This is a genomic window from Microvirga sp. jy35, from assembly GCF_056148915.1.
This window is the reverse complement of sequence record NZ_JBWBEW010000012.1, coordinates 26516-49359: the sequence shown is the minus strand read 5'-3', so window position 1 is coordinate 49359 and position 22844 is coordinate 26516. Positions and strand designations below refer to the sequence as shown.

The 22844-nt window shown below is 65.4% G+C and carries 18 protein-coding genes; 8 read left to right on the top strand and 10 right to left on the bottom strand.

Annotated features, from left to right (window positions below; translation table 11 throughout):
- Window positions 1-77 precede the first annotated feature (77 nt).
- On the top strand, window positions 78-1247 hold the full coding sequence (locus tag AC0QTX_RS11800; protein ID WP_474604020.1) for a M20 aminoacylase family protein: 1170 nt from the start codon (window positions 78-80) through the stop codon (window positions 1245-1247).
- A gap of 161 nt (window positions 1248-1408) precedes the next feature.
- On the opposite strand, the gene AC0QTX_RS11795 is transcribed toward AC0QTX_RS11800, so the two are convergent.
- Together AC0QTX_RS11795 and ribA are read right to left on the bottom strand one after the other, a co-directional pair.
- Window positions 1409-2128 carry a DUF4198 domain-containing protein gene (locus tag AC0QTX_RS11795; protein ID WP_474604019.1) on the bottom strand — a complete coding sequence of 240 codons (720 nt, stop codon included), beginning with the start codon at window positions 2126-2128 and terminating at the stop codon, window positions 1409-1411.
- A gap of 202 nt (window positions 2129-2330) precedes the next feature.
- The gene (ribA, locus tag AC0QTX_RS11790; protein ID WP_474604112.1) at window positions 2331-3443 is read right to left on the bottom strand and encodes a GTP cyclohydrolase II RibA; all 1113 of its coding nucleotides are present in this window, start codon (window positions 3441-3443) and stop codon (window positions 2331-2333) included.
- A 342-nt stretch (window positions 3444-3785) separates the two neighbouring features.
- Between ribA and AC0QTX_RS11785 the strand changes: the two genes are divergently transcribed.
- Complete coding sequence (locus tag AC0QTX_RS11785; RefSeq protein WP_474604018.1) at window positions 3786-4733, top strand: hypothetical protein; 948 nt, start codon at window positions 3786-3788, stop codon at window positions 4731-4733.
- Window positions 4734-4766: 33 nt separating this feature from the next.
- Here the strand turns inward: AC0QTX_RS11785 and AC0QTX_RS11780 are convergent, their stop codons facing one another.
- Entirely contained in the window at window positions 4767-5795 is a 1029-nt protein-coding gene (locus AC0QTX_RS11780; RefSeq protein WP_474604017.1) for a DMT family transporter, read from the bottom strand.
- 284 nt (window positions 5796-6079) lie between these two features.
- On the opposite strand from AC0QTX_RS11780, the gene AC0QTX_RS11775 reads away from it, so the two are divergent.
- On the top strand, window positions 6080-6331 hold the full coding sequence (locus AC0QTX_RS11775) for a hypothetical protein (RefSeq protein WP_474604016.1): 252 nt from the start codon (window positions 6080-6082) through the stop codon (window positions 6329-6331).
- Window position 6332: 1 nt separating this feature from the next.
- Here the strand turns inward: AC0QTX_RS11775 and AC0QTX_RS11770 are convergent, their stop codons facing one another.
- Window positions 6333-8111: an SLC13 family permease gene (locus AC0QTX_RS11770; protein WP_474604015.1), complete on the bottom strand. Its 1779-nt coding sequence runs from the start codon at window positions 8109-8111 to the stop codon at window positions 6333-6335.
- A 64-nt stretch (window positions 8112-8175) separates the two neighbouring features.
- The gene (locus AC0QTX_RS11765) at window positions 8176-8640 is read right to left on the bottom strand and encodes a CAP domain-containing protein (RefSeq protein WP_474604014.1); all 465 of its coding nucleotides are present in this window, start codon (window positions 8638-8640) and stop codon (window positions 8176-8178) included.
- Between the two features lie 152 nt (window positions 8641-8792).
- On the opposite strand from AC0QTX_RS11765, the gene AC0QTX_RS11760 reads away from it, so the two are divergent.
- Both AC0QTX_RS11760 and recQ read left to right on the top strand, forming a co-directional pair.
- Entirely contained in the window at window positions 8793-10061 is a 1269-nt protein-coding gene (locus tag AC0QTX_RS11760; RefSeq protein WP_474604013.1) for a BaiN/RdsA family NAD(P)/FAD-dependent oxidoreductase, read from the top strand.
- On the top strand, window positions 10058-11860 hold the full coding sequence (gene recQ / locus AC0QTX_RS11755) for a DNA helicase RecQ (RefSeq protein ID WP_474604012.1): 1803 nt from the start codon (window positions 10058-10060) through the stop codon (window positions 11858-11860). The genes AC0QTX_RS11760 and recQ overlap by 4 nt, the downstream gene beginning before the upstream one ends.
- Window positions 11861-12194: 334 nt before the next feature.
- Here recQ and AC0QTX_RS11750 read toward each other — a convergent pair whose 3' ends face one another.
- The 4 genes from AC0QTX_RS11750 to AC0QTX_RS11735 all read right to left on the bottom strand — a co-directional run bounded on the left by AC0QTX_RS11750 (window position 12195) and on the right by AC0QTX_RS11735 (window position 16427).
- Window positions 12195-13316 (bottom strand): Gfo/Idh/MocA family protein, encoded by a 1122-nt coding sequence (locus tag AC0QTX_RS11750; protein ID WP_474604011.1) that lies wholly within the window; start codon window positions 13314-13316, stop codon window positions 12195-12197.
- Between the two features lie 172 nt (window positions 13317-13488).
- Window positions 13489-14274: an ATP-binding cassette domain-containing protein gene (locus tag AC0QTX_RS11745; protein WP_474604010.1), complete on the bottom strand. Its 786-nt coding sequence runs from the start codon at window positions 14272-14274 to the stop codon at window positions 13489-13491.
- Window positions 14274-15416: an ABC transporter permease gene (locus tag AC0QTX_RS11740; protein WP_474604009.1), complete on the bottom strand. Its 1143-nt coding sequence runs from the start codon at window positions 15414-15416 to the stop codon at window positions 14274-14276. Before AC0QTX_RS11740 ends, AC0QTX_RS11745 begins: the two co-directional genes overlap by 1 nt.
- Window positions 15417-15485: 69 nt before the next feature.
- A complete protein-coding gene (locus AC0QTX_RS11735) occupies window positions 15486-16427 on the bottom strand; it encodes a sugar ABC transporter substrate-binding protein (RefSeq protein ID WP_474604008.1) in 942 nt (313 codons plus the stop codon).
- Between the two features lie 288 nt (window positions 16428-16715).
- Between AC0QTX_RS11735 and AC0QTX_RS11730 the strand changes: the two genes are divergently transcribed.
- Window positions 16716-17561: a MurR/RpiR family transcriptional regulator gene (locus AC0QTX_RS11730; RefSeq protein ID WP_474604007.1), complete on the top strand. Its 846-nt coding sequence runs from the start codon at window positions 16716-16718 to the stop codon at window positions 17559-17561.
- Window positions 17562-17785: 224 nt separating this feature from the next.
- On the opposite strand, the gene iolG is transcribed toward AC0QTX_RS11730, so the two are convergent.
- Window positions 17786-18775: an inositol 2-dehydrogenase gene (gene iolG, locus AC0QTX_RS11725; RefSeq protein WP_474604006.1), complete on the bottom strand. Its 990-nt coding sequence runs from the start codon at window positions 18773-18775 to the stop codon at window positions 17786-17788.
- 145 nt (window positions 18776-18920) lie between these two features.
- Here iolG and AC0QTX_RS11720 point away from each other — a divergent pair, with 145 nt between their 5' ends.
- Together AC0QTX_RS11720 and iolD are read left to right on the top strand one after the other, a co-directional pair.
- The gene (locus tag AC0QTX_RS11720) at window positions 18921-20834 is read left to right on the top strand and encodes a bifunctional 5-dehydro-2-deoxygluconokinase/5-dehydro-2-deoxyphosphogluconate aldolase (RefSeq protein WP_474604005.1); all 1914 of its coding nucleotides are present in this window, start codon (window positions 18921-18923) and stop codon (window positions 20832-20834) included.
- Between the two features lie 106 nt (window positions 20835-20940).
- Window positions 20941-22788, top strand: a complete 1848-nt coding sequence (gene iolD, locus AC0QTX_RS11715) for a 3D-(3,5/4)-trihydroxycyclohexane-1,2-dione acylhydrolase (decyclizing) (RefSeq protein WP_474604004.1) — start codon at window positions 20941-20943, stop codon at window positions 22786-22788.
- Window positions 22789-22844: the final 56 nt, after the last annotated feature.

The window sequence follows — 22844 nt, the reverse complement described above, 5'->3', positions numbered from 1 at the left end:
TGATGCCGTAACGGTTGACGGAAGGCCCCTGCCTCTGCTTGGCTGAGGGTTCCTGCTTCTCTGCTCGAGGATCCTTCATGCCGATCATCAACCGCGTCGCCGATCTCGCCGATGAAATCACCGGGTGGCGCCGCGACTTTCACGAAAACCCGGAACTCCTGTTCGACGTTCACCGCACCGCCGGGATCGTCGCCGAGAAGCTCAAGAGCTTCGGCTGCGACGAGGTCGTGACCGGCCTCGGCCGGACCGGGGTCGTGGGTGTGATCAGGGGCCGCTCGAACGACTCGGGACGGGTGATCGGCCTTCGCGCCGACATGGATGCACTTCCCATCGAGGAGGCGACGAACGTCCCGCACACGTCCAAGATCCCGGGCAAGATGCATGCCTGCGGCCATGACGGGCACACCGCCATGCTGCTGGGCGCCGCGAAGTACCTGGCCGAGACGCGCAACTTCGACGGCACGGCGGTGGTAATCTTCCAGCCGGCGGAGGAAGGCGGCGGCGGCGGCAACGAGATGGTGAAGGACGGCCTCATGGAACGCTTCGGCGTGCAGGAGGTCTACGGCATGCACAACATGCCGGGCATTCCCGTCGGCCAGTTCGCCATCCGTCCAGGCCCGATGATGGCGGCGGCCGACCGATTCACGATCACCATCGAAGGCAAGGGCGGCCATGCGGCCCGCCCGCATGACTGCATCGACCCGGTGGTGATCTCCGCCCAGGTGATCACGGCCCTGCAGACCATCGCCTCCCGCAATGCCGACCCGCTCGAATCCGTGGTGGTGTCCGTCTGCACCGTAAAGGCGGGCGAGGCCTTCAACGTGATCCCGCAGACGGCCATGCTGCTCGGCACCGTGCGCACCCTCTCGCCGGAGGTGCGCGACCTCGCCGAGACCCGCATCCGCGCTATCGTCGAGAACGTGTGCGCCGCCTTCGGGGCCAAGGCCGAGGTCGAATACGACCGCGGCTACCCGGTCACCATGAACGATCCCGACAAGACCGAGTTCATGGCCAGCGTCGCCCGTGCGGTGGCCGGCGAGAATGCGGTGGACACCACCGTCCCGCCTCTCATGGGCGCGGAGGACTTCTCCTACATGCTGGAGCAGCGGCCGGGCGCCTACATCTTCCTGGGCAACGGCGACACGGCGGGCGTCCATCATCCGGCCTACGACTTCAACGACGAGGCGAGCCCCTACGGCGTCTCCCTGTGGGCGAAGATCGTCGAAACCGGCATGCCGGCGCGCTAGAGTATCTTTCGGCGAAGTGGATCCAGTTCGCCGTCAGAAGATGCGGCAAAACAAAGAAGAGATGATGCCACGCAAGTGGAAACAGCTCTAAGCAAGAAGGCTGGCCTCTCGCGCAAGAGGCCAGCCTTTTCCATGTCCGAAACTGTGCGGCTCTGCCGCGCCTAATCCTCGCCGTGCGGCAGGGTGAAGGACAGGGTCGCGAAATAGCTCACCTGATCGATCTCCGTATTGTCAGGCGTCATTTTCGTATGGGAGACGCCAATCACGTTGAGGCCGTCGTTGCGGACGAACAGCGTCACCTTGCCATCCTGATCCGTCCTGTTGCTCTGGGCATGCCCGTCGTTCACGTAATCGACGTAGAGCGGAACGCCCGCAAGCGGCTTGCCATCCGCGAAGACCTGAACGGGAAGATCGTCACCCATCTTCAAGGTCATGGGATCGGCAAGCGCCACGATCTCGAGACCCTGCCCGGTCGGCTTCAGCGCGGCACCGCTTTTCAGGATCGTCGTGTTGATCTTGACGGAGTGGCTCGCCGACTGAGCCCCTGACACCTGACCCTTCGGCTTGTTGACCGACTTGCCATCGGGACCCTTCGTCCAGATGCCGTTGTCGAGGATCACGGTCAGGGCGACCGCATCCTGTGCGGGCTCGACCAGGGCGTTCTTGGCCTGATGCAGAACCTTGCTGTCCCGCTTCTCGCCCGAGGCGAGATACGAGACGGCGCCTTTCACCTTTTCCGACCTGTAGGCATCGTCGCCGGCGCCATGGCCATAGACGATGGCGAGATCGCCATGGCGTTGGGCCGTCCAGATTCCGTGGGCGTGGGCGGCACTCGTCAGGGCTCCGGCAATGGCCAGGGCAAGCGTTAGTTGACGCAGCATGCGTTGATGTCTCCTCATGTTCAGGCACTATGTATAGTATACTATACGGGGCCTGTAAGCGTAGCAAGCTCGGGAGATTTTGCAGAGGTAATATCAATGACTGCAATGATTTATGTGAGTTTCGTCGTGACGGAGCGCATGCGCGATCCACAGGAACCTCCCTTCCTGTGTGCGGTCAAACGGGCTTCCGACGGAAGAGGATTCAGTCCTTGCTCGAGCAGGCGAGCATGCCTTCGAGATCAATATAATGCCCTGCCCGATCCCGCTTGGCAGCGAGATAGCTTACATTTTCCGCCGTGGGGCGGCCCAGGACGCGGTGATCGGAGGTCACCTCGAGCCCTGCCTTGCTGAGGGCTGCGATCTTCTCGGGGTTGTTGGTCATCAGCCGGACCTTGCCGACGCCGAGTTCCTTGAGCATGACGGCTGCGAAATCGAACCGGCGCGGATCCGCCTCGAACCCCAGCACCTCGTCGGCGTCGTAAGTGTCGTAGCCTTGAGACTGGAGCTTGTAGGCCCGGATCTTGTTGGCGATGCCGTTCCCGCGCCCTTCCTGATCAAGGTAGAGCAGGATGCCGCCCTCGTTCTCGGCCATGAAGCGCACGGTGTTCCGCAGCTGGTCGCCGCAATCGCATTTGAGGCTGCCGAAGAGATCGCCCGTTAGACAGGCTGAGTGCAGGCGCACGGAAACGGGCTTGGAGAGGTCCGGCTTGCCGATGATGATCGCCACCTGATCGCGCAGGCCCTCGCCGCCGCGGAACACCACGAATTCGCTCGTGGGGGCGCCCTCCAGGGGCACGGGTGCGCGGCTGACGATGGTCAGATCGGCCACCTTGGCGCGCCGGTAGCCTCGGATCGCCTCCCCCGGGACGCGGATCACCGACGAATCGATGTCGATGCCTGTGGCCAGCGGCACCACGATCACGGCGGGCAGGACCAGCGACAGGCGAGCGAGCTCCAGCGCCTCCTCGTCAAGGCCGTCGGCGGCACGAACCGGCGCATCGATGCGGCTGTCCACCTTGAGGGCCAGGGTCTCCACCCGCGTGCGGTCGACCACAGGCAGGGCCACGCGCCCGGGCGCCTCCCGCTCGAGCCCGAGCCGGCGCAGCCTTGCCGCCGGGAGAACCAGATGGGCGTGGCCGCCGGCAACGGCCCCGGCTTCAGCGGCCCTGGCCTCGTCCAGATCCTCGACGCCGACCACGAGCGCGCTCCCCTTGGCCCCGTCGATCACGACCGGGCGGGCGCTGCGGAACTCCATGATGGCCCGCTCGACCAAGGTCAGGGCGGGATTGTCGGACAGGCTCAAGGTCAGGCGCATCATCGAAAACTCGGGCAAACAGCCTCATATTTGGCGGAAAATCGGGTGTCCCGGGACAGCCGCCCCTGAAGCCACGCTTCAGGTTCGACTGCACCCTAGCACAGGCACGTTCCGATCTCTAATGCCAGAGATGTGACGTCTGCCATGACGGATCAACGGGCCTCGGTGCAAAGGTTACCTGGCTCGCCGGCATAGTCGGTCGGGTGCCCCTTCCTCGACGGGCTACATCGTTCGGAGCGGATCCGATGGGCCGCGTCAGCGAAAACCGGGTCCACTTTTCCGCACGATGCGCTATCTGTCCGCCTCGACAGCCCCGCTTCCGCAGAACACCGGATGATCCTCATGCTTCCTACGCGGCTCTTCGCCCTCGGCTTCCTCGGCCTTGCCACCGCGGCCGGCGCCGCCACCCTCGACGGCTTGGCGGTCGAGGTGACGAACACCAGCGAGCCGGTGCTCTGCGCCGAGAAGGACAATGTTGCGATCAATTTCGCCTCGTCCGACGTGAAGCATTTCCAGATCGAGGCCGTGCATCCCGCCTATATGGGCACGCTGCGCCAGGATCGCTGGGAGCCGGACTGGACCGCCTGCGAGGATATCTCGGAGGAGACCTCCGCCAAGCCGCACCCGACCATGAGCACCCTCTACGAGGATGCAGATGTGCAGATCAAAGGCCTGTCCTTTACCGAATTCTGGCGCCCCAGCGACGTGACCGTGACCATCGGGGACAAGGTCGAGCGCAACATCCACCTTCTCCAACTCCTGAAGAAGCGCGGCGACAAGGCCATCGAAGTGCTCGTGATCTATCCGGGCGACGGTTATTGGCGCATCAAGCCGCTTCCGCCCGAGCACCTGGATTGGACCTCCTACGGCTCCTCCTTCCTGGTCGGCCCTGTGGAGTTCGACCAGCGGCCAGTGGTGAACCTGAAGGACGTCGCCTTCGATCCGAAGACCATGACCTTTACGCTCACCTTGGCCACAGGCAGCAAGGCGGCGGTGTCCATGAAGGCGCTAAACGAAGAGCGCATGACCCTCGACGTGACGTTCGATCAGGCGATCTCCGGCCTGCCCTTCGCAGGGCTGCGGTCCATGTACGTGACCGAGTTCAACGCGGACGTGGCCCGCGTCGCCGTGCGGGAGGAGGGCGCCCGTTCCTGGCGCGAGGAAATGATCATGAATTTTCAGGGCGGCAAGGCGACAGATGCCTGGATGGGCCGGCTCGTGCCGTCGCGCCACAACACCAGCGCGCCCGACATGATGTTCAACCGTTTCCGCGCATCACCGGCTCAGTAGCATCGGACCCAAAAGTGGAATGCACTTTTGGGGTCAATTCCGATGCTTCTTCTCTTGGCTGGCGCATCCTTCAGCGCGGAAAACCGGGACCACTTTTCGCTGGCGCGGCCCGCTGGGTCCGCAGGATGCGCTAGCGCTGACGAGCCCCTTCAAGCGCGAGACCAGCCGACCGTCGATCAGCACGAGGCCCGCCGCGATGAGGACCATGCCGGCGATGTGCCGCGGAGCAAGGGTCTCGCCGAGAACAAGCACGCCGAGAAGAATGGCGCTGACCGGGATGAGGAAGGTCACGAGACCCACATTCGTAGCTCCCGCCCGCGCCAGCAAGCGGAAGAAGATCAGATAAGCGAAGGCCGTCGAGACGAGGCCAAGGGCCAGCATGGACAGAACGGCGCCCGTGCTCGGCACGCTCAAGGTCCAGGGCTGGTCGACGATCAGCGCTACGGGCAGGAGAAGCGCGCTCGACACCGTCACCTGCCCGGCGGCGGTGGCGAGCGGTGGGATGCCCATGGTCTTGAAGCGTCGCCCGAACACGCCGGAAAAGCCGTAGGACAGGGCGGCCCCGAGAACGGCGAGCTGCGCCAGGATGCTTGCATCCCACGCGGTCATGGCCGCAGCACCGATCATCACGGCCACGCCGGCAAAGCCCACAAGGACGCCTGCAAATTTCTGAGCCGTCAGATGCTCGTCGTCCGTCAGGTAATGCGCGACGATCACGGTGAAGAGCGGCGTGGTTGCATTGAGGATGGAGGCGAGCCCGCTGGCGATATGGCTCTGCCCCCAGACGATCAACGTGAAGGGAATGACGTTGTTGAGAATGCTCATGCCCAGAAAAGCGCCCCAGGCCTGCCGGGTGCGGGGCAGGTGAAGTCCCAGGATGCGAAGCACGATCAGCAGGGCCGCCGCTCCCATCAGGACGCGGGACGCCACGATGGTCAGCGGAGGCAGCTCCTTGACGGCGATCCCGACGAACAGGAAGGATCCGCCCCACACAACGGATAATGCGACCAGAAGCGCCCAGTCGGACGCGGTCATGGTCTTCTGGACGGGTGCTTGTGTCATTCGGGTGCCCTGCGCAACTGGAACTAGGGAATGACACAAGTCCCGCCGGCGGGCGACCCGTTTCCTGTGACCGGACGAGAACGGATCACTGCCGGAACGGCATGCACGGAAAGCGCCCTTGCGCCGCGGCCCTGGACTTGTCCACCGGTAAGATCGACCGGCTTGTAAAGGTTTGGTTTACGACGCCGACAAGTGATGCTGCATCTTTACTCCGCGTTCATGGCTTCAGGGCGAGCGTCTGGTCACGATCTCTTCCTGTGTAGCGTCAAGCCATGACCCCGCCGATGTCTCGTGAGCCGTCCTACAGCGTTCAACCTCAGCCGGTGCGGTCCGTGGCCCGATCGAGCTTCTGCGTGATGCCCCATGATCCGCGGCCGGCGAGGAACGCCAGCTTCATCTTCGGCCGCTCGGATTCGCGCTACCGTCCCCTGCTCAATCAGGAGGAGCGGGACCGGCTGCACATCTGGGCCATGATCGTGGCTCTCTCGACCTCGGCGGCCGGCACGACCCTGCTGCTCGCCGCCTTCCTTCCTTAAATCAGTTCAGCGGCCAGACCAGCATGATCAGCGGGATGCCGACCACCACCACGATGATCGACAAGGGCAGCCCAAGCCGCCAGTAATCGCCGAACCGGTAGCCGCCCGGCCCCATGACGAGGGTGTTGCACTGGTGCCCGATGGGGGTGAGGAAGTCGCAAGCCGCGCCGATCGCCACCGCCATCAGGAAGGCGTCCGGCCTGAAGCCGAGCTGGGCGGCGAAGCTCGCCGCGATGGGCGCCATCACCAGCACGGTTGCGGCATTGTTGAGGAACGGCGTCACGGCCATGGCCGCCACCATGATGAGCACGAGGGCGCCCGTCGGCGGCAGCATGTTGGCGGCCGATGACAGCCAGCCGGCGATCAGGTCCGTTCCGCCGGTGGTGCGAATCGATTCGCTGACCGGGATCAGGGCGCCGAGCATGACGATGATCGGCCATTCGATGGTCTCGTAGGCCTCCCGCAGGGTGAGCGCGCCGAACAGCACGAGCAGGACGCCGGCCCCGAAGAACGCGATCGCCACCGGCAGGATGTTGAAGGCGACGATCACCATCGTCACGACCAGAATGCCGGCCGGGATCAGGCTGCGGCGCGCGCTGCCGAGCCGGATCTCCCGTTCCGCGAGCGGCAGGCAGCCGATGTCGCGCAGGGTGTCCGGCAGCCGCTTCAGATTCCCCTGGAGCACGATCACGTCGCCGGCCCGCAGGGTGATGGTGCGCAGCCGTTCCTTGAACCGCTCGCCGCTGCGGCTCACCGCGATCAGGTTAACGCCGAAGCGCTCGTAGAGGCCGATGCGTTCCGCCGACAGCCCGGTCAACACCGAACTCGGCCCGACGATCGCCTCGATGGCCCCGATCTCGTCCGTGGCCTCGTCCATTTCGGGTTGTCTGTGGTCGCGGCTGAGCTTCAGCCCGGCCCTGGCGACGGCGCTCTCCAGAGCATCCGACTCGCCCTCCAGCATGAGCACGTCGTTCTCGCGGATGGTTGCATCGGGCAGAGGGCTCGAGCTGCGGGTCTCGTTGCGGATGATCGCCGCCACCTTCACCTCGCCGTTGGCGAGCTTGTGAAGGTCCGCCACCGTCTGCCCGATCACATCGGATTCAGGGGTCACGCGGGCCTCGGTCACGTAGTCCTTGATGTCGAGGGCAGCATCTAGGGATGCGGCCCCTTTTCGGCCCTGCGGCAGCAGGCGGTAGCCGAAGGCGAGGAAAACGACGCCCGCGAGCGCGATGCCGATGCCCACGGGCGTGAAGTCGAACATGCCGAAGGGCTCGCCCATCAGCTCCTGCCTGACCCGCGACACGATGATGTTGGGAGAGGTGCCGACCAGGGTCACGATGCCGCCGAGAAGCGATCCGAACGCCATCGGCATGAGGAAGCTCGAAGGCGGCGTGTTGGTGCGCCGGGCGATCTGGAACGCCACGGGGATCATCATGGCCAGCGCGCCGATATTCTTCACGAAGGCGGAGAGCACCGTCACCACGCCCACCAGAACCACGATCTGGATCTGCGTCGTGCGAAGATAGGGTCCGACGCGGTTGAGCCCCGCTTCCAGGATGCCGGACTTGGCTACGGCCGCGCTGACCAGAAGCGCGCTCGCCACGATGATGACGATGTCGTCGCTGAAGCCCTCGAAGGCCTTGTCGGCCGGCACGATGCCGACCAGCACGGCCACCAGGAGCGAGAGAACCGCCACGAGATCGTAGCGGAAGCGACCCCAGACGAAGAGGGCCATCATCCCGGCGACGATGGCGAAGGAGAGTATTTGTGGCTGGGTCATGAAATCTGCAAGCGAGAGGAATCGGAGTCCTAACGCGGCATGACCTTGTTTGTGCCTTGAGGCCCTACTGTCCGAGCACGAGCGCCCAGTAGCGGCCGTAGCGGTTGTCGGCATCCGCGCGGGCCAGCCCGATCTTGCGGGCCTGGGGCATCAGGAGGTTGCTGTTATGGCCGGGCGAGGCCTTCCAGCGGCTGATAGCGCCATCGACAGAGTCCTGGCCCGCCGACAGGTTCTCGGCGGAATAGCCGCTGATCCCGTATTGATCCATGCGGCTCACGAAGCTGCCGTGGCTGAGCCGGCCCGCAGCGGCGACGACCCGCGCCTGATGCTCCGCCGCCTTGTTGAGGCGGGAATCCACCGTCACCGGACTCAGGCCCTTCGACACGCGATAGGCCGAGATGAGGGTCGCCGCCTGGGCAGCATCGCTGGTCGAGCTCGCCAGGATCGTGTCCTTGGGGATCAAGGCCGAGTCGCCCGCGCAGCCGGCCAGCCCCAGGGCGATCAAGCCGGAGATGAAAAGAGCACGCATCGCATTCCCCTTCGGGCGGCGTTGAGGCGCCGCTCCTCTTGAAAAAAGAACCTTTGGCGTTCATGTGCTTCGAGCCATGAACCCGATGCCGCTGCATGCCATGTTGCCGCGTGAGGGTCCAGATTCCTCTCACCTCCGCGTCAGCTGACCGCATGTTCCCGTCCCCCTCTCCTACCGAAGTCGCCGTCATCGGCGGCGGCCCCGCCGGCCTGATCGCCGCGGAGGCTCTGGCGCGCGCGGGCTTGTCGGTGACGGTCTACGACCGGATGCCGTCGGTCGGCCGCAAGCTGCTCATGGCGGGCCGGGGCGGGCTGAACCTGACCCATTCGGAGAAGTTCGAGCACTTCCTCGCCCGCTATGCCGAGGCGCAGCCGCGGCTCAGCCCCCTGATCGAAGCCTTCCGCCCGGAAGATCTGCGCGCCTGGTGCGAGGGCCTGGGGCAGGAGACCTTCGTAGGCACCAGCGGACGCGTTTTTCCCAAGGCGTTCAAGGCCTCTCCGCTGCTACGGGCCTGGCTGGCGCGGCTGGACGGGCTCGGGGTTCGCTTCGCCCTGCGCCACCGCTGGCAGGGCTGGGACGAGGAGGGCCGTCTGATCTTCACCGATGCGGCGGGCGAGCCCGTGCAGGCCAGGCCCGACGCCACGATCCTGGCGCTGGGCGGCGCGAGCTGGCCCCGGCTCGGCTCGGATGGGAGCTGGGTCGACCTCCTGGCCGGACGAGGCGTCGATATCCGGCCCCTGCGCCCGGCCAATATGGGCTTCACTCTGCCCTGGTCCGCCTTCATGCGCCGCCACGAGGGGGAGCCCCTGAAGCGCATTGCGCTCACCTTCGAGGGCACGACCGTTCGGGGCGAGGCCATCGTCACGCAGGATGGCCTTGAGGGCGGGGCGGTCTACGCCCTGTCGGCAAGGCTGCGCGACGCCATGGAGCGGGATGGCAGCGCCCTCCTGCACATCGACCTCAGGCCCGACCTCTCCCGCGAGACCCTGCTGAAGAAGCTCGGCACCCCGCGAAAAGGGCAATCCGCCTCGACCTTCCTGCGGAAAGCAGCGGGCTTAAGCCCGGTCGGGATCGCCCTGTTGCGGGAAGCATCCCCAGCCATGCCGGCCGAGCCCGAGGCTCTGGCCCGCCTGATCAAGGCCGTGCCGTTGAGGCTCACTAGCGCGAAATCCCTTGACCGGGCCATATCCAGCGCTGGCGGCGTGCCGTTCGGCGAACTCGACGGGCACCTGATGCTGCATCGGATGCCGGGCGTGTTCGCGGCCGGCGAGATGCTGGACTGGGAGGCGCCCACCGGCGGCTACCTGTTGCAGGCCACCTTCGCCACGGGAATCGCGGCCGCCCGTGGGGTGCTGGCCTCTTTCCGGATTCCCGATGCCGCATTGACCTCGAAGCCTTCATCGGCCACACGGCAGACGTGATCGATCCGGTTAAAATCCTCCACGACGTGTTCGGCTTCCCCTCCTTCCGCGAAGGACAGGAGGAGATCGTGCGCGCGGTGCTGGCCGGCGAGGACGTTCTGGCCGTCATGCCCACGGGCGCGGGGAAGTCCCTCTGCTTCCAGCTGCCCACATTGGCCAGGGAAGGGCTGACCCTCGTGGTGTCGCCGCTGATCGCCCTCATGCGCGACCAGGTGGCGGCCTTGCGCCATTTCGGCATCGAGGCGGGCAGCCTCAACTCCGCCAACGACCCTGAGGAGAACCGCCGCGTGGTCGACGCGGTGCGCGACCGCCGCATGCGCATCCTCTACGCCTCGCCGGAGCGGCTTGCGAATACGAGCACGACCGAGTGGCTCGGCCGCTCGGGCGTGAACCTGCTTGCCATCGACGAGGCCCACTGCGTCTCGCAATGGGGCCACGATTTCCGGCCCGAATACGCCATGCTCGGCGAGGTGCGCCAGCGGCTCGGGAACGTGCAGACCATCGCGCTCACCGCCACGGCCGATGTGGCGACGCGGGGCGACATCATGCACCGGCTGTTCGAGCAGGAGCCGCGCCTCTTCATCCACGGCTTCGACCGGCCGAACCTGCGGCTCGCCATGCAGGCAAAGGAGAATTCCAAGCGCCAGCTCTTCGGCTTCCTCGACAAGCACCGGCACGAGAGCGGCATCGTTTATTGCTCCTCCCGCGACGCCACGGAGCGACTGGCCGATTCCTTTAGCCAGGCCGGCTACCGCGCTCTGCCCTACCATGCGGGCATGCATCAGCAGGACCGCGCCAAGAATCAGGATATCTTCCTGCAGGAGGACGGCGTGGTGATGGTGGCGACCGTCGCCTTCGGCATGGGCATCGACAAGCCCGACGTGCGCTTCGTGGCGCACGCGGCCCTGCCGAAATCCATCGAGGCCTATTACCAGGAGATCGGCCGTGCGGGGCGCGACGGCGCGCCCGCCGACACGCTCACCCTCTACGGCCTCGACGACATGCGCCTGCGCCGCCTGCAGATCGAGGAGAGCGATGCGGCGGACGAGCAGAAGCGTGTGGAGCGTCAGCGGCTCAACGCGCTGGTGGCCCTGTGCGAGGCGCCGCGCTGCCGCCGCCAGACCCTGCTCGCCTATTTCGGCGAAACCACCGAGCCCTGCGGCAATTGCGACCTGTGCATCGACGGTGTCATGTCCTTCGACGGCACCATCGAGGCGCAGAAGATTCTCTCCGCCATCGTGCGCACGGGCGAGCGCTTCGGCACGGAGCACCTCATCAGCATTCTCGTCGGCGAGGACACGGATTCCATTCGGCGCTTCGGCCACAACAAGCTCAAGACCTTCGGGGTCGGCAACGACCGGTCGAAGCAGGAGTGGCGTTCGCTGCTGCGACAGATCTACGCCGCCGGCCTCATCGGCCTGGAACTCGCCGAATACGGGCGCTGGACCCTGACCGACAGGGGCGTCGCCGTGCTCAAAGGCCAAGAGCGGATCGAGCTACGCTCCGACGTACTTATGAAGCCCGCCGAGCGCCGCCGCCGGCGCGGACGGATGGAAGCGGAATCGATCGTGCCCTCCGACGACCCCCTGCTCCTCGACCTCAAGGCCCTGCGCACGCGCCTTGCCAAGGAAGAGGGTGTGCCGGCCTACGTGATCTTCTCGGACCGCAGCCTCATCGACATGGCGGTCAAGCGCCCGGTGACCGTGCGCGCCTTCGGCGAGATCCACGGCGTCGGGCAGGCCAAGCTCGATCGATACGCGGATGCATTTCTCGAGGTGGTGAAGGCGCACGCGGCTTAAGTTTTTCGGATCGTCATGGCCGGATGTGTTCCGGCCATCCACGTCTTGACCAGCAACCATTCTCACGGCTCATCCGAGGTATGGCCGTAAAGTTACCCCCCGTCATCACCGGTCTTGTGCCGGTGATCCCGATGAGGAAAAGCCCGGCGCTTCACATGATCGGGATGACCGGGACAAGCCCGGCCATGACGGAGTGGTTGTCATTCCCGGGAGGACGCGTCAGCGGAGGGGAAGGGAATCCATAGCCGTGGAGCGTGCGAGTGGATCCCCTTCCCGCACTTCGTGCGCCGGGGATGACACGCGGATCAACGTCGCACATCCTTCTATCTGCCTTCTATCTGCCTTCCACCTCCACCCAACGCCCCTCATGCGCACTCCTGGCAATCGCATCCACCGTGCGCTCGATGCGGATGCCGTCCTCGAACGTGATCAGATGCGCGCTCTCGCCATCGATGCGGTGGATGAGCTCCCGGCACTCGATGATCTTCAGGTCATTGAAGCCAAGCCCATGGCCGGGCGCCGGGATGAACTTGTCGTAAGGCGGATGCTGCGGCCCGGTGAGGATGGTGCGGAAGCCCTGGGTCTCCTTAGGCCCATCGACGGTGTAGAGCTGCACCTCGTTCATGCGCTCCTGGTCGTACACGATGGTGCCCTTCGAGCCGAAGAGCTGCACGGCGATGCGCCCCTTGCGGCCCCAGGCGGAGCGGTTCAGAGCGATCACCCCGGAGGCGCCGTTCTCCAGCTCGATCAGGGTGGTGGCGATGTCGTAGGTCTCGACCGCGCGGCGCCCGCCGCCCTGCACCGGACGATCCGCGTAGGGTTTCGTCATATGCCCGCAGACCCGTCGCACGCCGCCGAACCATGTCCAGATCAAGCTCAAGGCATGAACGCCGAAATCGTCGAGCGCCCCATGACCGGAACCCGCCTCGCTCTTCCAGTAGAAGAGCGCCTCCGGATCGGCCATGAAGTCCTCGTCCATTTCGAGGCGCATGTGGTTGATGTCCCCGATCTGCCCCTCGTCGAGCAAGCGGCGGATCAGGCGGATGATCGGGTTCTGGATGTAGTTGTAGCCGAGCGCCGCGACCTTGCCGGACGCACGGGCCGCGGCGAGCATCCGCTCCGCATCTGCCAGCTTCGTCGCCATGGGCTTTTCGCACCACACATGCTTGCCCGCCTCCAGCGCCGCAACCGCCATCTCGGGATGGAAGGCGTTGGGCGTGGTGATCGACACCACATCGACCGCCGGATCGGATACGAGCGAGCGCCAGTCGCCGGTGGCGCGCGCAAAGCCGAGCTCCTGCGCCTTGCGCTCAGCCAGATCCTGCGAGTGCTCGGCCAGCACCGCAAGGCGCGGCCGCGCAACATCCCCGAACACGGCCGCAACGGCGTTCCAGGCGAGCGCATGGCATTTGCCCATATAGCCGGTGCCGATGAGGCCGATGCCGAGTGCTGTCATGCTGCGTGCTCCTGAAACTAATTACTCGCTAGAACAAACTCCCACGTCATGGCCGGGCCTTGTCCCGGCCATTCTCGATCCGGTGAGGCTCAGCGTTTCAATCAGTCGGGATCGCCGGGACAAGGCCGGTGATGACGTTCAGGGGAATGGATGAGAACATCGCTTGAGACAATCACACCATCCCGCCGAGCTCTTGCGAAACCGCCTGCAATTCCTTGCCGCCGGCCATGAGGTTCTGAAGTTCCTCGATCTGGATCCCGGACTTTTCGTATGTGCCGAGCGTCTTGCCGCGGTTGAGCACCGTGAAGCGGTCGCCCACCGCATAGGCATGGCGCACGTTGTGGGTGATGAAGATCACGCCCAGCCCCTTCTGGCGCACTTGATGGATGTATTTCAGCACCATGGAGGTCTGCGCCACGCCGAGCGCCGAGGTGGGCTCGTCGAGGATCAGCACCTTGGCGCCGAAATAGACCGCGCGGGCAATCGCCACGCATTGGCGCTCGCCGCCCGACAGGGTGCCGACCGCCTGATGGGGATCGCGCACGTCGATGCCGATCCGGTGCATCTCCTCGCGGGTGACCTCATCGCAATGGTCGAAGTCGACGCGGCGGAACGGCCAGATGCCCTTCACCGGCTCGCGGCCCATGAAGAAGTTGCGTGTGACCGACATGAGCGGGATCATCGCGAGATCCTGGTACACCGTCGCGATCCCGGCATCGAGCGCGTCGCGCGGGCTGGCGAAGCTCACAGGCTGGCCTTCGACGAGGAAATCGCCGGATGTGGGTTTATGCACGCCGGCCAGCGTCTTGATCAGCGTGGATTTTCCCGCGCCGTTGTCGCCGAGCAGGCACATCACCTCGCCGCGATTGACCGTGAGCGACACGCCGGAGAGGGCGATCACCGAGCCGAAATGCTTGACGAGGTTTCGGATGTCGATGAGGGGGACTTGTCCGTCCATCAGCGCTCTCCCGTCACCTTGCGGCGGATGAAGTTGTTGAACAGAACGGCCAGCAGCAGCATGGCGCCCAAGAAAACCTGGAACCAGTCGGAGTCGAACCGGGTGTAGGTGAGGCCGATGGATACCATGCCGAAGATGATGGCGCCGAAGAACGCCCCGATGGCCGAGCCGTATCCGCCGGTGAGCAGGCAGCCGCCGATCACTGCCGCGATGATCGCCTCGAACTCCTTCTGGAATCCGCGCCGCGCATCGGTCGAGCCGGCATCGAGCACCGTGAGAACGGACACGAGCGCGGCCGCAAAGGCAGTGAGCATGAAGAGCGCCGTCTTCACCCGGTCCACCGGCACGCCGGAATTGCGCGCCGCGTTGGGATCGCCGCCGGCGGCAAAAATCCAGTTGCCGGCACGGGTGCGCAGGAGAATCCAGGTGGCGAGAAGCGCGAAGCCGGCGAACCACACGATGGAGACCGGCACACCCGTGACCGTCGGCGTGCCATTGGGAAACTTGCCGATGAGGTCGTTGGCGGCGAGCCAGGAGAAGACCCCCTCGAAGGCCACGCCCGAGAAGAGCTCGCGGATCAGGCCCTCGCCCGCCTGATCGCCGATGCCGCGCATCTGGGTCGATCCGCCGGTGGCCCATTTCAGGCCTACGAGAGAGAGGCCGCGCAGGATGAACAGAAAGGCGAGCGTCACGATGAAGGAGGGCAGTCGCGTACGGATGACGAGCTGGCCGTTCAGGCCGCCGAGCACGGCCGCGACACCTAAGGTAGCGGCAATCGCCGGCAGCAGCGGCCAACCGCTCAAGGTGATGAAGGCGCCGAAGATGAGCCCCGTGAAAGCCACCATGGAACCGATGGACAAATCGAACTCGCCGCCGATCATCAGCAGGGCCGCCGCAATGGCCAGGATCCCGAGCTGGGCTGCCGGCGAGAGGATGTTCATGATGCCCGCCAGCGTGAACATGGACGGATCGGCCGTGGAGGCGAAGAAGATCGCGACCAGGATGAGACCGGCAAGCGCCCCGAGCTCGGGACGCCGCATGATCTTGGTCACGAGGGAGACCTCCCGCAGCCGCTCGTCCTGGATCTTCTTGACGGTTGGAGCCGAGGACAGATCTGCGGTCGGCTGAGTGGTGTTCACCATGGGCGCCTCCCCGAATGACGACGCGAAATGAAAAGCCCGCAGTCCGTGGACTGCGGGCTTCAGACCGGCTTAGCGAATGCCCTTGGCGGACAGCTCAACCACCTGATTGGCCTTTTCCTTGGTGATCAGGTTGGGGCCCGAGGCCACATCGCCGCCCGGCATCAGGCCGTACTTGGCATAGTTGGCCAGGAACACCACCGGCAGATAGCCCTGGAGGTATTGCTGCTGGTCGATGGCGAAGACCGCCTCGCCGCCCGCCACGGACTTGAGGAAGCCCGCCGACATGTCGAAGGTGGCAACCCGAATGGCCCCCGTCTTGCCGGCCTCCTTCACGGCGGCAACCGACGGCTCGCCCGCCGTGCCGGCGCCCAGCGCCAGGATCGTATCGACGGATGCATCCGAGGCAACCGCCGCCTTCACCTTGGCGCGGATGTCCGCCGGATCGTTGGAAACCGGCAGGACCGTCACCTTGCCGCCGAAGCCTTCGGTGAAGCCCTTGCAGCGCAGATCGAGCGAGACGTTGCCGACCTCCTGGTTCACGCACAGGCCGACCTTGCCGCCCATCTCCTTGAGCTTGGCGCCTGCGATGCGCCCGGCCTCGACCTCGTCCTGTCCCACATGGAGCAGGGCGCCGAGCTTCTTCGACACGTCGGAGCCCGAATTCATGGAGATCACCGGAATGCCTGCGGCCACGGCCTTCTGGATCGACGGCCCAAGCGCCGAGGCGTCGGGGATCGACACGATCAGGCCTGCGGGCTTCTGGTTCACGGCCGCGTCGATGAGCTGGCCCATGGCGACCATGTCGAAGGTCTCGGGCGCGCGATAATCCACCTGGACCTTCATGTCCTGACCGGCTGCCGCGACACCGTTCTTCACCACCGACCAGAACGGGTCGTTCGCCTGTCCGTGGCTGACGACGATGATGCGGGAATTCTGCTGGGCTGAGGCGGGCGCTGCGGTGGCGAGCGTCAGAGCCGCTGCGGCCGCCAGTCCGGTAACAAATGCTTTCATAGGCTTCCTCCCAATTGTTTCCTCGTTCGATCATCGCAGCGAAAGAATCCGGCCGCGATGGTCAGAGCGGCTGTCCGGCCGCTTGCCTAGGGAGGCAGAGAGAAAACAAATGAGCCGAAAGGCGAATCACCGTTCGTACAGCGTTCCCTCTGCCGATCCGATCGTCCGCCAAAACGGAACGTCAGAACCTTTTTGTTTCAGTATTGGAATTTTTATTCCATTTTTGTAGGATCGGGTCAAGGGCCCGACCTGATGGGCGTTGACGGGCGCATGGAGCCAGAGGGCAGGATGAGCGGCGCAGAGGCAGACGCGAGTGAAGCGCCAGGCGACTATGAGGGGCTTAGGACCCTCCTGCTCGGCCGTCGCGACGCCATGCCCAAGCGTCTGAAGCAGCTTGCGGCCTTCGCCCTCGATCATCCGGAAGACGTGGCTTTCGGTACGGTCGCGGGAATCGCCGAGCATGCGGGCGTGCAGCCCTCCACCCTGGTGCGCTTTGCCAAAAGCCTCGGCTATGACGGCTTCTCCCACCTCCAGCAGATTTTTCGCGATCGCCTGCGGGAGCGCTTTCCGGATTATCGCGAGCGCCTGAAGGGTCTGCGCGAGGCGGAAGGACATCACGTTCACGCCGCATCCCTGCTCGAAGGCTTCACCCATGCCGCCTCCGTCTCCCTGGAGCGGATGCGCGAATCCGTGCGCCTGGAGGAACTCTCCCGCGCCATCGAGACGCTCGCCAAGGCCGACACGATCTACCTGCTCGGCGCGCGCCGGGTTTTTCCCGTGATCGCCTATTGCGCCTACGCGTTCGGCAAGCTCGGAGTGCGGGCGATCCTCATCGACCATGTGGGCCAGATCGGTCCCGAGCAGCTCGCCACCGCCACGAAGCGGGATGCGGTGCTCGCCATCAGCTTCACGCCCTATGCGCCTGTGACGGCAGACCTCGCGGCAGCGGCCGCGCAACGGGATGTACCGGTGGTGGCGATCACCGACTCGGCCTTCAGCCCGCTTGTGACGAGCGCCGATGTGTGGCTCGAAGTAGCGGAAGCCGATTTCGGCGCCTTCCGTTCGCTTTCCGCGTCGTTTGCGCTGGCCATGGCGCTGGCGGTCGGTACGGCTGAGAAGCGGGCGGAGGGCTAGCGCCCGTCATCCCGGGCGGCGAAGCCGACGCAGGATCGCATATAGGATGTAATGTTCGAACCACGACGTTTACGGGAGGAACGCAGCGGCATTCACCGCGCTTCAATCTGCATCGGTAGCGGTTATGGATTCCGGGTTCCGCTGCGCGGTCCCGGAATGACAATGCTCTGCTCTGAGGGCGATCTCGGATCTTCGCAGCGCTCCGTCCGGGATGACACATTGGATTAAAGCTTCACCGGCTTGCCTTCGTTCGCCGATTCCGTCGCCGCATCGGCAAGACGCTGGGCCATAAGCCCGTCATGGCCGGTGGGGTTGCACGGCTTGCCGTCGCGGATGGCGTTGAGGAACGTGGCGAGCTCATCCCGATAGGCGTCCGCATAGCGCTCCAGGAAGAAGTCCTGCACCGGATCTGCGGTGATGCCGGAAGCGTTCGCCAACTCCACCGTCGTGCGGTGGATGTTGCCGGCGCGGATCATGCCCTTCGAGCCGTGGACCTCGATGCGCTGGTCGTAGCCGTAAGTGGCGCGGCGGGAGTTGGAGATCTGGACGATCCGGCCCTTGGCGGTCTTGAGCATCACGGCAGCGGTGTCCACGTCGCCGGCCTGGCCGATGGCCGGGTCCACTAGGGAGGAGCCGACCGCATGCACCTCCACCGGCTCGTCGCCCAGCAGCAGGAAGCGGGCCATGTCGAGATCGTGGATCATCATGTCCCGGAACAGGCCGCCCGAGGTGGCGATGTAGCTTACCGGCGGCGGACCGGGATCGCGGGAGAGGATCGTCACGATCTCCACCTCGCCCACCTCGCCGTCGGCGAGACGGCGACGAAGGCTCGCGAAGTTCGGATCGAAGCGGCGGTTGAAGCCGATCATCAGTGGGGTGCCGGCCTTCTCGACGGTGGCGAGGCAGGCCTCGATGCGGGCGCTCGAGAGATCGACCGGCTTCTCGCAGAATACCGCCTTGCCGGCACGCGCGCCCCGCTCGATCAGGTCGGCATGGGTCGTGGTCGGCGTGCAGACGAGAATGGCGTCCACATCGGAGCGCTCGACGATCTCCTCCAGCGACGCGACCTCCGCGCCCGTCGCCGCCGCCAGCTCCTGCGCCGCGGGAGTATGCGGATCAGCGACCGCCACGAGCCGGGCGTCGGGATGGCTGGCGGCATTGCGCCCGTGAATGCGGCCGATGCGGCCTGCGCCCAGAACGGCGATCCTGATCATGTTTCTCCCCAGATCCTTTGCCGGCTACGGCAGTATTTGGAATTGATATTCCAGCATAAGCTGCTAATAGAATAAACGTTCTATATCTGCAAGGGCCGCGCGGGCTCTCACACGGTTCGCTAAAACCGGAAGCGGGAGGAATAACATGAAGCCAGCCCTTGATGTCATCACCATCGGCCGCTCCTCCGTCGATCTCTACGGTCAGCAGGTGGGCGGGCGGCTGGAAGACATGGCGTCCTTCTCCAAGGCGGTCGGCGGGTGCCCTGCGAACATCGCCATCGGAACGGCACGGCTCGGGCTCAAATCGGGCCTCGTCACCCGCGTCGGCGATGAGGCCATGGGCCGCTTCATCCGCGAGCAGATGGAGCGCGAAGGCGTCGCGACGCAGGGCATCGTCACCGACAGGCAGCGTCTCACGGCTCTCGTGATCCTCGGCGTGCGAGACGAGGATTCCTTTCCGCTGATCTTCTATCGCGACAATTGCGCCGACATGGCGCTGACGGAAGAGGACATCGACGAGAGCTTCATCGCCTCCGCCGCAGCCATCGTCGTCACGGGCACGCATTTTGCCCGGGAAACGACCGCCACCGCCCAGAAGAAGGCGATTCGCCTCGCGAAGGCGAACGGTCGCAAGGTGGTGTTCGACGTGGATTATCGCCCCAATCTCTGGGGTCTCCTCGGCCATGGCGCGGGCGAGTCGCGCTACGTGCGTTCTGACGCAGTGACGGAGCACCTGAAGCCCATCTTGGCCGATTGCGATCTCGTCGTAGGCACGGAGGAGGAGCTGCACATCGCCGGCGGCTCCGAGGATACGCTCGAGGCCATCCGGGCCATTCGGGCGATCTCGAAGGCCACCATCGTGTGCAAGCGCGGTCCCATGGGCTGCGTGGTCTTTCCCGATGCCATTCCGGCATCGCTCGACGATGGCATCAAGGGTCCCGGCTTCCCGGTCGAGGTCTACAACGTATTGGGCGCGGGCGATGCCTTCCTGTCCGGTTTCCTGCGCGGATGGCTGCGGGATGAGCCGCTCGAGACCTGCTGCGCCTATGCCAATGCAAGCGGCGCCTTTGCGGTCTCGCGCCTGCTCTGCTCGCCCGAGATCCCGACCTTCCCGGAGCTGCAGCACTTCCTGAAGACAGGCAGCCGGCACAAGGCCCTGCGCTTCGATGAGAACATCAACCACATCCACTGGGCAACGACGCGCCGGCCGCAATCCGACACCCTCATGGCGCTCGCCATCGACCATCGCATGCAGCTCGAGACAATGGCGAACGAGATCGGTGCGCCGGTCGAGCGCATTTCCAGTTTCAAGGTGCTTGCCGTCGAGGCCGCTGCGCGGGTCGCCGATGGCCGTCCCGGCTTCGGCATGCTGATCGACGGCACCTATGGCCGCGAGGCCCTGTTCCGCGCCGCCGACCATCCCTTCTGGATCGGCCGTCCGGTGGAGCTGCCGGGCTCGCGCCCGCTCGATTTCGAGGGGGGCGGTTCGCTCGGCGCGAAGCTGGTGGAATGGCCGGTCGGGCACACCATCAAGTGCCTGTGCTTCTACCATCCCGACGATCCGCCGGAGCTTAAGGAGCGCCAGGAGCGCGACTTGCTGCGCCTCCACGATGCCGCCCGCCGCATCGGCCGCGAGCTGCTGGTGGAGATCATCGCCGGCAAGCACGGGGCGCTGAAGACCGATACCGTCGCGGGCATCCTGCAGCGCCTGTACAATCTCGGCATCAAGCCCGATTGGTGGAAGCTCGAACCGCAGCGCGACGAAGCCTCCTGGCATGCCATCGGCGACGTGATCACGACGAACGACCCCTATTGCCGCGGCATCGTGCTGCTGGGCCTCGAAGCGCCTGAGGACGAGCTGGAAGCGGTCTTCGCGGCGGCCGCCAGGGAGCCGCAGGTGAAGGGCTTCGCGGTAGGCCGCACGATCTTCAACGACGCTGCGCGTCGCTGGCTGAAGGGCGAGATCACCGATGAGGCCGCCATCGACGACATGGCCTCCCGCTTCCAGCGCCTCGTTGATGCTTGGCAGCGGGCTTCCAGCCGCGCGAAGGCCGCGTGAGTTCAAGGAGGCGATCCCATGACACCAGCGCCCCTGTTATCCTGAAGACCAGCTTGAGAAGGCTGCGCCCCTCCGCCAAGGTCGGCGCCATTCGAGAGGAACACGCATGAGCACGATCCGCCTGACCATGGCGCAAGCCGTCGCCCGATTCCTGACGGCGCAGAAGACGGAGATCGACGGGCAGGTGATGCCGCTCTTCGGCGGCGTCTGGGCCATCTTCGGCCACGGCAACGTGGCCGGTATGGGCGAGGCGCTGCATGGGGTGCGCGACCGGCTGCCCACCTTCCGCGCCCACAACGAGCAGGGCATGGCCCATGCGGCCATCGCCTTCGCCAAGGCCTCGCGGCGGCGCCGCATGATGGCCTGCACCACCTCCATCGGCCCAGGCGCCACGAACATGGTGACGGCAGCCGCCGTGGCGCATGTGAACCGCCTGCCTGTGCTGCTCCTGCCTGGCGACGTCTTTGCCAACCGCAGGCCCGATCCGGTACTGCAGCAGATCGAGAGCTTTTCCGACGGCACGGTCTCGGCCAACGACTGCTTCAAGCCCGTCTCGCGCTACTTCGATCGCATCGCACGTCCCGAGCAGATTATTCCCGCGCTCCAGCGCGCCATGGCGGTGCTCACGGACCCAGCCGATTGCGGCCCGGTGACGCTGGCGCTGTGCCAGGACACGCAGGCCGAGGCGTACGATTATCCAGAAAGCTTTCTTGCGGAAAAGATCTGGACACCGCGCCGCATCCGTCCCGATGATGCGGAACTGGCTCAGGCCGCCGATCTCATCCGCAATGCCAAGAAGCCTTTCATCATCGCTGGCGGCGGCGTGCTCTATTCCGCCGCGGAAAAGGCGCTGGCCGATTTCGCCGAGAGGCATGGCCTCTCCGTCGGCGAGACGCAAGCCGGCAAGTCGAGCCTGCTGCACGATCATCAGGCCAATCTCGGCGCCGTGGGCGTCACCGGCACGGGCGCGGCCAATGCGCTCGCGGAGGAGGCCGACGTGGTGATCGCGGTGGGCACGCGCCTGCAGGATTTCACCACCGGCTCCTGGGCCCTGTTCAAGAACCCTAACAGGCGCATCGTTGGCCTCAACGTGCAGGCCTTCGATGCCACGAAGCACAACGCGCTGCCGCTCGTCGCCGACGCTCGCGTGGGTCTTGAAGAGCTGAGCCAAGCGCTCGGCAACTGGAAGGCGCCGGACACCTGGACCGGGAAAGCGCGCGAGGAGAAGACCCGCTGGTTCGACACCGCCGCGCGCTTTACAGACCCAACCAATGCGGAGCTGCCCTCAGACGCGCAGGTGATCGGCGCGGTGCAGCGCAATTCGCAGCCGACGGACGTGGTGGTCTGCGCGGCCGGCGGCCTGCCGGGCGAATTGCACAAGCACTGGAAGGCAAGCGCCGCGCTGGGCTATCATCTGGAATACGGCTATTCCTGCATGGGCTATGAGATCGCCGGCGGGCTCGGCGTGAAGATGGCCGATACCACCCGCGAGGTGATCGTGATGGTGGGCGACGGTTCCTATCTCATGATGAATTCAGAGCTCGCCACCTCGGTGATGCTGGGCCAGAAGCTCACGGTGGTGCTCCTCGACAACCGCGGCTATGGCTGCATCAACCGACTGCAGCGCGCCACCGGCGGCGAGAGCTTCAACAATCTCCTGCAGCATACGAACCACGTGACCCTGCCTGACATCGACTTCGCCGCGCATGCGGCGAGCCTCGGAGCGCAGGCCGTGAAGGTGAAGGGCATCGGCGAGCTCGAGGACGCGCTAAAGAAGGCGCGCAATGCGGAGCGCAGCACCGTGATCGTCATCGATACCGATCCCCTCGCCTCCACCGATGCGGGTGGCCATTGGTGGGATGTGGCGGTGCCGGAGGTTTCAGTGCGCGAGCAGGTTGAGACCGCCCGCAAGGATTATGAGACAGCCCTCGCCGCGCAGCGGGTGGGCGATTGATGAGAAGCATGATCCGGCGAAGTGGAAACCGGTTCGCCGAAAAAAATTATGCGACA

Coding starts and splice junctions, on each gene's coding strand:
- AC0QTX_RS11740 (WP_474604009.1), bottom strand. CDS start 15,416: ATGGTGAACACCACTCAGCCGACCGCAGATCTGTCCTCGGCTCCAACC.
- iolD (WP_474604004.1), top strand. CDS start 20,941: ATGAGCACGATCCGCCTGACCATGGCGCAAGCCGTCGCCCGATTCCTG.
- AC0QTX_RS11780 (WP_474604017.1), bottom strand. CDS start 5,795: ATGACACAAGCACCCGTCCAGAAGACCATGACCGCGTCCGACTGGGCG.
- AC0QTX_RS11765 (WP_474604014.1), bottom strand. CDS start 8,640: ATGCGTGCTCTTTTCATCTCCGGCTTGATCGCCCTGGGGCTGGCCGGC.
- AC0QTX_RS11745 (WP_474604010.1), bottom strand. CDS start 14,274: ATGGACGGACAAGTCCCCCTCATCGACATCCGAAACCTCGTCAAGCAT.
- AC0QTX_RS11735 (WP_474604008.1), bottom strand. CDS start 16,427: ATGAAAGCATTTGTTACCGGACTGGCGGCCGCAGCGGCTCTGACGCTC.
- AC0QTX_RS11730 (WP_474604007.1), top strand. CDS start 16,716: ATGAGCGGCGCAGAGGCAGACGCGAGTGAAGCGCCAGGCGACTATGAG.
- AC0QTX_RS11785 (WP_474604018.1), top strand. CDS start 3,786: ATGCTTCCTACGCGGCTCTTCGCCCTCGGCTTCCTCGGCCTTGCCACC.
- AC0QTX_RS11720 (WP_474604005.1), top strand. CDS start 18,921: ATGAAGCCAGCCCTTGATGTCATCACCATCGGCCGCTCCTCCGTCGAT.
- iolG (WP_474604006.1), bottom strand. CDS start 18,775: ATGATCAGGATCGCCGTTCTGGGCGCAGGCCGCATCGGCCGCATTCAC.
- AC0QTX_RS11795 (WP_474604019.1), bottom strand. CDS start 2,128: ATGCTGCGTCAACTAACGCTTGCCCTGGCCATTGCCGGAGCCCTGACG.
- AC0QTX_RS11770 (WP_474604015.1), bottom strand. CDS start 8,111: ATGACCCAGCCACAAATACTCTCCTTCGCCATCGTCGCCGGGATGATG.
- AC0QTX_RS11800 (WP_474604020.1), top strand. CDS start 78: ATGCCGATCATCAACCGCGTCGCCGATCTCGCCGATGAAATCACCGGG.
- AC0QTX_RS11760 (WP_474604013.1), top strand. CDS start 8,793: ATGTTCCCGTCCCCCTCTCCTACCGAAGTCGCCGTCATCGGCGGCGGC.
- ribA (WP_474604112.1), bottom strand. CDS start 3,443: ATGCGCCTGACCTTGAGCCTGTCCGACAATCCCGCCCTGACCTTGGTC.
- AC0QTX_RS11775 (WP_474604016.1), top strand. CDS start 6,080: ATGTCTCGTGAGCCGTCCTACAGCGTTCAACCTCAGCCGGTGCGGTCC.
- AC0QTX_RS11750 (WP_474604011.1), bottom strand. CDS start 13,316: ATGACAGCACTCGGCATCGGCCTCATCGGCACCGGCTATATGGGCAAA.